Genomic DNA, 12,530 nt, shown 5'->3' with positions numbered 1-12,530 from the left:
CGTCGGTACCGTTGTGTTCCCGTTTGAGGTCATCGCATTTTCCCGAGAGGAACTGGCGGGCCTGCCGGATATCCTGCTCTTCAACAGGGATGATCCCCTTCTCAAAAAGATCGAGGAACGCGTGCAGGGACTGTTTTCTCACCGTATCGTGCGCCTGGTAATATTTCAGACAATAATCATAGTAAATCTTATAATCAGATTCTTTAAACTGAATCTGAATTTTTTCCATGGGATAAAGTCCTGTCTCCTATTATACATTATTTTTGGTATTGTTTTTCCTGACTAATCACCGGCCAGCAAAGGAACGGTGTATGAAACGGGCCTGGTGAACTCCTTGTGTCAGGATAATTTTCAGACACTATTTCAGAGAGGAAGGTGGGGAAGATCGGGGAGGGGACAGTGCCAGTACCCCTCATCGCTCCTGTTCACGACGATGCAGCAGGAATTACCTGTTTTGGGAGTTACCGCATTGGGGGGTTGCCACAGTGTCGGAGGTAAAACCCCGGGAGCGTTACTATTTGTAATGGTTTCTGACAGGGCACACGGAATTAAGCTCGTGTATAAGGAACCAGTAACAGGAGATCGCACCAGGCCCGGATTATGTACGCCAGGAAAACAAATACCATTAATAATGGCCGGGCGATATTGTATCCCGCAATAGAGAAAGAAAAATACCTATAGCCTGAATTCCTAATGCTAACCCGGGACCGATGAAAAAGAAGATACTCGCCGTCGTCGTCATTGCAGTCTGGCTCATGATCATCAGCATATTCATGCTCCTTGCCTATCGCTTCGATCTGGAGATCTTCTTCGTACTCTGGCTGATAGGACTCCTTGTTATCGTCGAACTGATGGATACGCGGTTCTCTCTTCCCCCGTATATGCGATATATTAAATATACCGTAGCAGCAGGGATTCTCCTCTTTGGCGGAATTGTAGCCGGGAAAGTCATGGAGATCGTATACAAATGAATGTGAATTTCCGTTATGTTGTTCTTGCCATCCTCACTATCAGCATTCTCCTCGAGGTGGCACTTTTTGTCCCCTCCCCCCTGCTCTATTCTCTCGAAAAGGACAATTTCTCCTCCCCGTTCCATGATAATGTTGAAGTCCTGCAGCTGCAGTCACTGAACAGCACCACCGATATCGTACCCCGGATCCAGGATGTCATCGATGGTACCGGGCCGGTCACCCTCGATATCCGGATCCATGATCTCGACCAGGCCCAGCGCGACCTTGATGAATTCGAAAAAAGCCAGGGTTCCTTATCAAACCTGATCGTGCACCTGGACATGAACGAGAGTGAGATCCAGGCGATTGAAAAAAACACAGCCGTGCAGAAACAGATCCTGGATTCCCTGCTGAACACCTCCGTTTCACTGGATTCCCTGCAGATGATGGAAATCCAGTACCGTGACCAGAACAACACGGATATGCTGACAACGGTCAGGTTGCAGGGCAATGAATTACGAAAACGGGTAAATGGCCTCAATGAACAGTACCGGAATGCAACCACGAACATCGTTGCGACCGGGGCAAAATTCGGCCTCGATATGACAAAAAACCAAAAGAGCCAGGCGGATGTCGATCAGATCGTCCAGGAGATCGAGCAGCCGAAAGCCTCGACTTTTATCCCCGTGAACACGTCCCTCATTCCCGGGGAAGACCGTGTATCCTTGTTCCTCAGGCCGGATACAGGAAAATACCGGGATGTCATCGAATATATGGGGATCTCGCTGGCACTCAACGGGAATACCACGCTCCGGTCAGAGAACATTCCGATAATTCTCTATATTGACGACCAGCCGGAATCCACTATCCTGACCGATACCTTCGGGTACTATGATACCAGGATCCCTGTCGGAGAGATCAGTGCAGGAAGCCATACCGTCTATACCCGCTCTCCCACTTCGCGTTCGGTGAACCGGACCCTGACGGTTATTCCCGTTGATTCGGTCACCAACCTTACCGTCAGCGAACCGGACTGGAAAGGCGATGTCAACTGTACCGGTTTTGTCATGGCAAACCTTCCGGTCAGGTCTGCATCGATCCAGCTCACCTGGGACCAGTCCCACGTCATCGTCACAAAAACCGGCGTGAACGGGGAGTTCGTGCAGCAAGTCCAGCTGCCCCCCGGGAGACACACCGTTATTGCCGCGTTTTCCGGTGACGGGTATCCGATCAATGCTTCGGAAAGTGATCCGCAGGTCGTGGATATCCCGGTTGCCCGGGGTCCTGCACCGGATTACGGGTACCTGTGGCTCATTATCTCCATCATTGGCATTGTTCTCCTGTTTGTTGTAGCGGCAGCGTTCTACCTGCGGCGGATGGCCAGGAAAAAAATTCCCCTTCCGACGACTCCCGGGGATACAGACTTCCCTGCGGACGCGGATTCTTTCCTCATCCTGGCCGGCAGCAGCGGACCGTATGGTAAGAGTCAGGCCGGCGGAGCACGGGAATCGGGAGGAGACTCCCTGGTCGCGTATTACGCATGGATGCTGGACGAGCACGGGCTGAACGCAGCATCCCGGTGGGTCTATGAACAGCTGGCGGTACGTATTGCCCGGGACTTCCGCATCAAACGGTACAAGGCACTGACTGCGCGGGAGATATCGCGGAACTGCAGGGGAAAACCGTACTGCGGACCATTTGCCCGGCTGATCTCTGCCTATGAACGGATCCGGTACAGCGGCCAGCCCTCGGAACATGACCAGACGGTATTTGAGGCCGCCCTGCATTCCACCGATGACCTGATGGGGGGTGAAGAGCATTAGGCCCGCGATCTGGATTTGCAGCCTGGTCCTCCTTGCAGCCGCATTTATTCTCCTCATTCACCTCTCCGGAAACACCATGGAGTTCTCGCGCTACAATGCCGACTGGAACGGCACGTCCTCGTTCTTTTCCGATCTCGACCGCCACCGGACTGTCGACATCACTGCCCCGGGAGAACTTACCGGCTACCGCCCCAACGCCACCCTCCTGATCCTCGCGCCGTACCGCCATCCGACGACCGGGGAACTTGCAGCGTACAGGACATTTCTTCAGGAAGGGAACACGATCTTCCTTGCCGATGACTTCGGGACCGGGAATGAGATCCTGGCAGGGATTGGCAGCAGGGTCTCCATCCTCCCCGGCAACCTGTCAAGTCTTGACCGCAGGTATTCTGACCCCTACCTGGTAGTGGTGTACCGTACTGCAGGAGAGAACACGCTCTCTCTTCCGGGGGAGCTTGCACTGGACCGTCCCGCTGCACTTGACGGCGGTACTCCCCTCATGCTCACCTCGGTTATGAGCTGGGAGGATACCATTGGGGATCGCAGGCTCCATGCGGGAGAAGTGATGGGAACGTTCCCGGTCCTGGCAACAGATTCCATAGGACCGGGCCGGCTCATCATCCTCTCCGATCCCAGCATCTTCATCAACTCCATGTATGCCCAGGTGGAGAACGGGGATAACCGGGACTTTATCCGGAATATCACCAGCCGTGACGGCCCGGTGCTGATCGACCAGATGAACTCCCGTACCGCTGATGCAAACGGGTTCAGCGAAATACTTCAACTAGTAAGAAATACAGTAAACATTGAAATTTTCATACTATGCCTGCTGATGCTCTGCATAGCCTGGGCATGGAAAAAGAAGATGATTTAGGTGGAAGGATGGAGCATAACAAACTGGAGCGAGAGATTGCCGATATAACCCGGATGTCTGCACGGGACGGGAAAAAAGAGAGGTCGTCCACGTCCCCGGGGTCACCCGCGACCGGCGATGGTTTTGACATAGCAAACAACGATAGCCCGGAAATAACCCGGTTGTCGGCAGCAGACCTGAAAAAGGAGGTAACCGAGATCTCCCGGTTATCTGCTGCAATCAATAATAAACTGAATGAATTTATCGTCGGGAATCACGAGATCATCGACCTGATCCTGATTGCCCTCCTCAACGAGGGGCATATCCTGGTAGAAGGTGTACCCGGTACCGCAAAAACAACGATTGCGAAGTCCATTGCATTGATCACCGGGTGCAGTTTCAACCGGATACAGGGTGCAATCGATATCCAGCCTGCGGATATGCTGGGCGTGCGGATCTTTGATCCCAATAAAAAAGAATTTGTCCTCAGGAAAGGCCCGGTCTTTACCAATATCCTGCTCGTGGATGAGATCAACCGTATCAACCCGAAATCGCAGAGTGCCTTCATAGAGGCAATGAGCGAACGCCAGGTGACGCTCGACGGTATTACCCTGCCCATGCAGTCACCGTTTTTCGTCATTGCCACACAGAACCCTCATGAATTTGAAGGTACCTTCCCGTTAATCGAAGTCCAGCGCGACCGGTTCATGTTCAGTATCCGGTCGGACTACCTGAGTGCCGAGGAGGAACTCAGCATAATAAAACGCGCAAACTCCGGCCTGCTCCACTGGGATGCATTTTCCACGACCCTCAACCCGGTTTTCACTCCTCAGACCCTCAAACATTATATCCGGGTGATCCGCCAGGTGACCATCGAAGAACCCGTACTCCAGTATATCCGGGACCTGGTTGTTGCCACAAGGACGCACCCGGATATTGAGCTTGGCGGGTCCTCCCGTGCTTCGATCGCCCTTGTCCGCGGGGGCAAGACAATGGCCGCCCTTAACAACCGCACGTATGTCATTCCTGATGACATCAAGCAGATCACCCGGGCCGCCATGTCTCACCGGATTATCCTTTCCCGCGATGCGGAGATCGAGGGGCTCACCCGGGGTCAGGTCATGGATGAGATACTGGCAAAAGTCGAGGTGCTCTGAGTTTTGCTGCTGAAACGGTGTACCCAGGGGCTATGCCTGATCGGCCTCCTCCTCACAGCCAGTGCGCTCGTACTTGATAATATGGCAGTCCTTCTTGCCGGGGGAACGCTTATTGCCGGCATACTCGGGCAATACCTGGTCTTCGATCGCCGGTTGCAGGAAATTGTCACGTCCGTGGAAATCCGGCGATCCCCGGGCCGTAATCCTGTCAGGAAAGGCACCCCGGTCCCAGTGGTTTCCACGATTACGTTCCGGGGTTCATCCCGGATGCACGTACAGATCGCCGACCTGCTCCCTCCCGATACGATCCTTGCAGAGGGTATCACAACCGTCACGACCCGCCCGGATCCATCTCTCCAGACCCACAGGTGCAGCTACCGGATCATTCCTGTCAGTCATGGATCAAAGCAGTTTTCCGGCATATCGGTGACTATCCGTAACCTCTTTTTTGAGGACTCCGTCCAGCTGACACGGGAACGGGATCGCGATCCCGTTCTCGTTGTCCTGCCGACCGGGTTATTTGCAGCGCCGGTGTCGGAGTTATCGGATGGTACCAGGGACAACCGGAAGGTAAGCGTACGGAGTGGCGCGGATATCCATTCCCTGCGGGAATACTGCATTGGCGATGATCTGCGCCATGTCGACTGGAAGATCTCCGCCAAATACGACAAGCTCGTTATCCGGAAATATGCCGGGGTGATGAGCCACCCGCCCCTGGTTATAATCGATCTCCCCTGGAACGGTGCACCCTATCCGGAGAAGGAGTTCAACCGTATGGTATCAGAAGCTACCGGCATGGTGAGGCATACCATAGAGACGTACCAGTATGTTTCGGTTCTCATCATCTCCGGGCCAAATATCCTTCACCTGATCCGTGAGGAGAAAAACATCCCGCGCTGTTTTGCTGAACTCCGGGAATGGATGCATCCGGCAGATCGGTTTGTCCACTTCTATCACATGCCGGACCGTTCAGACCTCCGGTCACATGTCCGCGAGATCGAGAATGCTGCCGAACAGACAACGGATACGCAGACGCATGCGTTTTATGAGCTTTTGCGCAACCGGTACCTCAGTGTTCTGCAGTTCCAGCGGGCTCCCGTCTTTTCCGGGCAGGTCGCAAGGACGCTCTCCCAGCTCCTGATGACTGATGCCTATCTCTTCTCGCTCGGGTGCGGGGACACCAGCCATATCCGGCATGTTGTCCGGCCGTTACAGTCCCGGATGATCAGGGTCCACCTGCGGATCGTGGATGCCACTCATGCGGGCAATTACAGCACACGGGATTACCCGGTGGGTTCGCCAGGGGTACGGTGATGAACTACCAGCTGCCGGAATACCGGTTTTTGATCGTGCTGGGTGCAGGGATTACCGGCAGTACCGTTTTGCTGGCCTCACCCGTGTGGTACCTCAACATCGCCCTGCTCTTCCTCGTTTCCGGTGTCCTGGTCCTCACCCGGAACCGGCCTGACCGCGGGTTCTACCTGGTATGCAGCGGTGAACCCCTTGTGGTTGCGTGCGGCATAATGAACCTCTGGGTGGGGTTATTTGCCGTGTGCATGCTGGCCGGCATCGTATGCGGAACACTGGGAATCCTTGCATCCCGCGGGGATCTCGAACTCTTTGCCCTGTTCTGCGGCAGTTCATTCCTTTTCGCACTGGTTATCCAGGTGTCAAATCATGTGCTGCTGCCACTCCTCGCCCTCGGGATTACGACAGCCATAATTCTTGCAGCCCGGTCTGTCCGCACCTACCAGTTCAGAAAACAGTGTACCGGAGCCTGAGAAATGAAATATTTTCCCAAGAACCCCAACTACCAGGCATCCCTTGTCCTGATCATCATGGCAGGTGTCCTTATCACTACCGCACTCCTGACAAACCGGGGCGATTTCACCAGCGCCGCAGTTGTGGTGTCCGGCCTTGTATGCCTCCTTACGGGTATCTTTTTTGCCGCGTTATCCGGCAGTGACCCCCTTGACCTCCGGTACCTGAGCCTGTTTCCCGTCCAGGGGAGTATCAACTTCACCCGGGCATGCGCCGATCTTGGTATCCAGGGAAATGCATGTATTATACCGGCTGGCAGGGATGAAAGGCCCGTTACCATGCAGTTCCTGCCAGTCGCAGACTATCACGGTATACCATTGTCCAGGGAATCGTTTGTCACGGGACCCGATACAGCCGGGATCCAGATGGAACCCTCGTGCGCCCCTTTGCTCCGGCTGCTCCGCGAGCGGGAGCACCTCGTGATCCCTTCGGACCTGGACGCACTTAAGGAACTCATACGGGAACTTGGCGAGGAAGTCCTCGAAGTTGCAGACCGGGTACGTTCAACGCAGGACGGTGAGAGCATCACGGTACGCATGGAAGGGTACCGGCTCGTCGGGGGATGCAGGGCAATGACCCTTGAATCCCCCCGGTGCTGCACGGCAAACCCCTGCCCGGTCTGCAGCCTCTTTGCAACGGTTTTTGCAGAGGGGACGGGAAATGTCATCCAGCTGGAGCGCTGTGCCCCGGACCCCGGACAACCGGCAGTGACAGCGGTCTTTTCCGTGCTCCATGAATAATTTTCACGGTTTTTTGGCAGGATTGTACCTTTCCTGCCGGCTCTCCCTGCGTGCGTTAATCTCTCGTTTCAGGAAACCGTGGATATTCCCCGGTACGATGAAGGGCATCCAATCTCCGGTGCCCTCCCGGGGTAAACGCAGCCTGCAGGATTATCCTTCGGGGGGGTAGCCGGTTGCTCACACCATGGAAAGAGATCATCGGATATCAGAAAATGACGTGTTTCAGGTGCCCACTTCCGTTGCGTGTCCAGGCCCGGGGCACACCGGGCTCACTAAAACCTCCTTTCCGTCCAAAAAAAGACTGGTCAGGGAGACCGCCTGACCCGGACCCAGAGGTGGAGGTCGCGATAACTCAGGTTGATCCTGTCCATACCCTGTACCTGGTCATCCGGTACGGTCTCATTGAACAGGAGGAGGTCAATCCGGTTGAATGATGTCGTGGCCGGGGTGAAGGAGTAGGGCTGGATGACGGTCTGGTTATCCGGGACCGATACGGTGAACCGGTCAATAAGGTCCATGCGGTCAAGGGTAGTTGTGTTGGTTGATTCATCAACGCTCATATTCGTAAAATACGTCTCAACGGTATAGTTGACCGTGCGGTATTCGTGGTTGCCGATGCCGATAAAAAGAGAACTGTTTACGCCCGTTACAAGATCTGTCGGATAATCTGCTGCTTTCTGGTTTTCACCAAGGATAAAAAACTCCGTGAACTTCTCACCTTCCTTTGGCACAACGACTACGTAAACAGTTGTTGCCACTGCCGCGATAATAGCGATGAGCAGGATCGCAGAGAGGACACGGTCGGTGCGGGAGCTGCCGGGCTTGCTGAAAAATTCGCCGGAAACTGCATGGTACATCTCACGGAACGGGACCGAAAACCGCTCTTCGGGAAGAAGCCGGGCCCTGCGATACTGGGCAGCAATACACAATGCGACCGTGAGGATACTCAGGCAGGTGACGATGGGGTCAAGCCGGATCCCCCAGGGGGTATAGTTCAGGACCAGGCCGGTAAGGGGGACGACGGCAATGGAGAGCCCGAACGAGAGTGCGATCCGTTCGATCCCATCGATATCCTTTGCAGCAGGAAAGAGCGCAGCGATAATTGCATAGCCGGGAATAAACAGTATGAGGGGTATGCCAAAAAGGACCCGCAGGAACGACGCATCCAGGTACGGGAGATAGATGGTGAAAATGGCTCCTGCCAGCCAGAGTTCGCATGCGAGAAGGTCGCGGGGAATGCTCATGCGGGCGAATGCGTCGATAATGGTCTCATAAGGGTGCTGCATCCGCTCCATATTACCGGGTACGTAGTCTGATGTAATAGTTATGTCGCGTAATACGGTCCTGCTTTTTCAGAGGTACGGTATTGTTGCACACCCGGGTATTCCGACCGGAATCAAAAATGGTTTTGGGGAATAGTTTCCCGGGAGAATTCCCGGCAAAACCCATCAGTTCTGTCTGCGGCATCCCATTACCGTAACGCCGCCAGGATAAGATTTATTGCTCTTTTTTATTGTCGTTCAGGACAACAAACACCACAATGCCAAAAATTATACCCACGGCGAGTGCAAAAGCCGGGGGTATGCGAAATCCTGTCAGCATGACCGCTACGATCAGCCCAAAAATTATCCCTGTAACCCGGGGGGTTTTCAGGTCCTGGTACTTCATAGTAATGCATTCTCGTAATTCCGATAAATAGGCATCTGCCCGGTGACTTCCCGGATCATTTTTCGCCCATGGGTTAACCCGGGCTCATGCGATTATGGGGGGAAAAGTGAGTACCCCCTTCAACCGGTACCATTGGAAATTCAACGGTCCGATTGAGACGGTGACAAACTCCCCCAAGAGGAGGACGGGGAATACGGATAATAAAAAGAGATGTTTCCGGGATCTGCACCGGACTCATCGCGGGCTTTTCCAAGGACGATATTCCGGAAATTCCGGATGGACACCATCTTTCAGGGTCCTCATGAGGTGCATCTTCAGCGTTCAATGAAGATCATGCTGTTTTGAAAAAATAAGGAGTACCCGGATGAACGGCGTTTTGTGGTTATGCTGTCTGATGCGCGTCATCCGGGAAAACATCGCAGGATACAGCAATTTCCGTCATGATTCAATAACACCGGCATCCACCGGCCGCTGCAAATGTTTTTCTGCTATTCATACCTCTATGATATGGAAGTGTCCAGAGCCTTTTGATTCTGCCATGGTCCGGAACCGGAGCCTGGTTTTTGAGAAATCGGGTATTCTGACACTTAAGAGTAAGAATCTGCCTCGGTAGGGTAGTGGACATCCTAGAAGCCTCCGGAGCTTTTGACCCGGGTTCAAATCCCGGCCGAGGCGTATCACTTTTCACGTCTGGATCCTGTTACCCCGGGTTCTCCGGTTTCTTCGCACGGTTACGGTTTTAAAAAACGCACTCTGTACGTAGAAATTTTTTCCGGGTGCATCTTTTATGGGATATATTTACAAAGACCCCTGTTTTCTGATTTACAGGACAGAACATGATAGTTAAAAAGCGTACAGGAACTGTTTGATGCGACAGGTGTCTGATTTTGCATTATCAATGCGTTGCAGGGAATGTTGGATGTCTCCATTCCGATCAATTCGCAATTGTTTCAAAATCTGGTTCGAAAGCCAACGTATATCAGCCGTCAACCGGAGAGCATGGTATGAGCCCTGCAAAATATATACGCTGGTTTAATGAGATCAGGAACGAAGATGTCGCCAGTGTCGGGGGTAAGAATGCCTCGCTTGGCGAGATGTACCAGGATCTGACGAAGGCAGGCGTGAAGATCCCAAACGGGTTTGCAATAACCGCCGATGCATACTGGGATGTAGTGAGAACCGGGGGTGTCCTTGACGAGATAAGAGTGGCCCTGGCCGGTCTCGATAAGACCAGTGTCGTCGATCTTGCGGACCGGGGGAAAAAAGTAAGGGACCTGATTCTCGGCGCCGGTATCCCTGACAGCATCTGGAGCGAGGTCAGCTCGGCCTACGACCGGCTCTGCGAAGAGTATGGCCCCGATACTGATGTTGCGGTCAGGAGCTCGGCTACCGCAGAAGATCTCCCCACCGCATCTTTTGCCGGCCAGCAGGAGACCTACCTGAACATCCGTGGATACCCTGCGCTCAGGGAGGCCTGTAGTAAATGTTTTGCCTCCCTGTTCACCGACCGGGCGATCTCCTACCGTATCGACCAGGATTTCGACCATTTCAAGGTCGCCCTCTCGATCGGGATCATGAAGATGGTCCGCTCCGACATGGCTTCGAGCGGAGTAATCTTCACGCTCGACACCGAGACCGGGTTCCGGGATGTAGTTTTCATAACCGGCTCGTACGGCCTTGGCGAAAATATCGTGCAGGGTGCGGTCAACCCGGATGAATTCTATGTCTTCAAACCCACGGCTCGGACAGGGCACAGGGCAATTGTCAGGAAAAACATTGGCGATAAAAAGATCAAGATGATCTACGGGCAGGGGACATCCAAGGTCCTGACGAGGAATGTCGAAGTCCCCGAATCGGATAGCCGGCGTTTCTGTATTACGGATGACGAGATCCTCGTGCTGGCAGGGTACGCTCTCCGGATTGAGGACCACTATTCGCAGAAAGCAAACCAGCCTGTCCCGATGGATATCGAATGGGCAAAGGACGGGATAACCGGGGAATTGTTCATCGTGCAGGCACGTCCCGAGACCGTCCACTCCCAGGATGCGAAGGATGTCCTCCTGACCTATTATCTTGAACAACGGGGGCCGGTGCTTGCAAAGGGAAAGAGCGTTGGCGAAAAGATCGCGTCCGGCAGGGCACGGGTGATCGCCGACGTGAGCCGCCTCCACGAGTTCATGCCCGGGGAGATCCTGGTCTCAGATACAACGAACCCTGACTGGGAACCGGTCATGAAGACCGCCGCAGCGATCGTTACCAACCGGGGCGGGCGGACCTGCCATGCAGCAATTGTCAGCCGGGAGCTCGGTGTTCCGGCAGTGGTCGGGACCAATGATGCTACGGAAAAGATCAGGACCGGGCAGGAGGTCACGGTCAACTGCTCTGAGGGGGACGCGGGAGTGGTATACGAAGGCATCCTGCCGTTCCACGTGGAAAAAGTCTCCCTGGCGGGCCTCAGGCGCCCGAAAACAGAGATCATGATGAACCTCGGGGAGCCTGACCAGGCCTTTGCCTTCTCGATGATACCCAACAACGGTATAGGGCTTGCCCGGATGGAATTTGTCATCAGCAATTACATCAGGATCCACCCGATGGCACTCGTCCACCCGGAAAAAGTCACTGACGAGAACGTCAGGGCACAGATCGGGGAACTCACATATGGGGCCGATACTCCGGAAGAATATTTTGTCGGGAAACTGTCGCAGGGTATCGGGACGATCGCGGCAGCCTTCTACCCAAAGCCGGTTGTTGTCCGTATGAGCGACTTCAAGACCAATGAGTATGCCAACCTCCTCGGGGGGAGTAATTTCGAACCTGCTGAATCCAACCCAATGCTTGGCTTCCGCGGTGCGTCCCGGTACTACGATGAGAGATACCGCGAGGGGTTTGCACTTGAATGCCGTGCGATGAAGAGGGTCCGGGAAGAGATGGGGCTCACGAACCTGATCATCATGATCCCGTTCTGCCGGCGGGTAGACGAGGCTGAAAAAGTCCTGGCCGAGATGGCGAAGAACGGGCTCGAGCGGGGGGAGAACGGGCTTGAGATCTATGTCATGTGCGAGATCCCAAACAACATCCTCCTTGTCGATGAATTCAGCCGGTTGTTCGACGGGTTCTCGATTGGCTCGAACGACCTGACCCAGCTCACACTCGGGGTCGACCGTGACTCCGGCCTGGTTGCCCACGATTTCGATGAGCGGGATCCCGGCGTGATGAAATTCGTATCCATGGCTATACAGGGCGCACGGCGGAACAAGCGCCACAGCGGACTCTGCGGGCAGGCACCAAGCGACTACCCGGAGTTCGCCGAGTTCCTGGTCAGGGAGGGCATCGATTCAATATCCCTCAACCCGGACTCCGTGATGAAGATCACCCTGAAAGTGGTTGAGATGGAAGAACGCCTGGAAAAAGAAAGAACAAAATGAATGCTCCTGCATAATCAGGCGGGCCTGTATTATTATACCGTGGTTACAGGCATTTTGACATTTTTTTGGCTCTGTTGAAACCCTTAGCCGGCT

At 54.2% G+C, this 12,530-nt stretch carries 10 protein-coding genes and 1 tRNA gene; 9 read left to right on the top strand and 2 right to left on the bottom strand.

Annotated features, from left to right (window positions below; genetic code table 11):
* The first annotated feature begins 710 nt into the window (after positions 1–710).
* From WBL42_RS08285 to WBL42_RS08255, 7 genes are read left to right on the top strand one after another with little or no spacing between them, the layout of a single operon-like run.
* The gene (locus WBL42_RS08285; RefSeq protein ID WP_424720807.1) at positions 711–971 is read left to right on the top strand and encodes a hypothetical protein; all 261 of its coding nucleotides are present in this window, start codon (positions 711–713) and stop codon (positions 969–971) included.
* Positions 968–2,773 carry a hypothetical protein gene (locus WBL42_RS08280; protein WP_424720806.1) on the top strand — a complete coding sequence of 602 codons (1,806 nt, stop codon included), beginning with the start codon at positions 968–970 and terminating at the stop codon, positions 2,771–2,773. The genes WBL42_RS08285 and WBL42_RS08280 overlap by 4 nt, the downstream gene beginning before the upstream one ends.
* Positions 2,760–3,647 carry a DUF4350 domain-containing protein gene (locus WBL42_RS08275; protein ID WP_424720805.1) on the top strand — a complete coding sequence of 296 codons (888 nt, stop codon included), beginning with the start codon at positions 2,760–2,762 and terminating at the stop codon, positions 3,645–3,647. The genes WBL42_RS08280 and WBL42_RS08275 overlap by 14 nt, the downstream gene beginning before the upstream one ends.
* Positions 3,648–3,655: 8 nt before the next feature.
* Positions 3,656–4,783: an AAA family ATPase gene (locus tag WBL42_RS08270; RefSeq protein WP_424720804.1), complete on the top strand. Its 1,128-nt coding sequence runs from the start codon at positions 3,656–3,658 to the stop codon at positions 4,781–4,783.
* Positions 4,784–4,786: 3 nt separating this feature from the next.
* A complete protein-coding gene (locus WBL42_RS08265; protein ID WP_424720803.1) occupies positions 4,787–6,097 on the top strand; it encodes a DUF58 domain-containing protein in 1,311 nt (436 codons plus the stop codon).
* The gene (locus tag WBL42_RS08260; protein WP_424720802.1) at positions 6,097–6,564 is read left to right on the top strand and encodes a hypothetical protein; all 468 of its coding nucleotides are present in this window, start codon (positions 6,097–6,099) and stop codon (positions 6,562–6,564) included. The genes WBL42_RS08265 and WBL42_RS08260 overlap by 1 nt, the downstream gene beginning before the upstream one ends.
* A 3-nt stretch (positions 6,565–6,567) precedes the next feature.
* Positions 6,568–7,344, top strand: coding sequence for a hypothetical protein (locus WBL42_RS08255; protein ID WP_424720801.1), 777 nt, complete (start codon positions 6,568–6,570; stop codon positions 7,342–7,344).
* Between the two features lie 305 nt (positions 7,345–7,649).
* Here WBL42_RS08255 and WBL42_RS08250 read toward each other — a convergent pair whose 3' ends face one another.
* Positions 7,650–8,639, bottom strand: a complete 990-nt coding sequence (locus WBL42_RS08250; protein ID WP_424720800.1) for a DUF1616 domain-containing protein — start codon at positions 8,637–8,639, stop codon at positions 7,650–7,652.
* Between the two features lie 202 nt (positions 8,640–8,841).
* Positions 8,842–9,012, bottom strand: a complete 171-nt coding sequence (locus tag WBL42_RS08245; RefSeq protein WP_424720799.1) for a hypothetical protein — start codon at positions 9,010–9,012, stop codon at positions 8,842–8,844.
* Between the two features lie 603 nt (positions 9,013–9,615).
* On the opposite strand from WBL42_RS08245, the gene WBL42_RS08240 reads away from it, so the two are divergent.
* Together WBL42_RS08240 and ppsA are read left to right on the top strand one after the other, a co-directional pair.
* Positions 9,616–9,687 (top strand) — tRNA-Arg (locus WBL42_RS08240).
* Positions 9,688–10,016: 329 nt separating this feature from the next.
* Positions 10,017–12,437, top strand: a complete 2,421-nt coding sequence (gene ppsA, locus WBL42_RS08235) for a phosphoenolpyruvate synthase (RefSeq protein ID WP_424720798.1) — start codon at positions 10,017–10,019, stop codon at positions 12,435–12,437.
* Positions 12,438–12,530: the final 93 nt, after the last annotated feature.

Source organism: Methanoregula sp., assembly GCF_049686655.1.
Lineage (GTDB): Archaea > Halobacteriota > Methanomicrobia > Methanomicrobiales > Methanospirillaceae > Methanoregula.
Note: the sequence above shows the minus strand (reverse complement) of the source record. Positions and strands in the feature narration are given on the sequence as shown.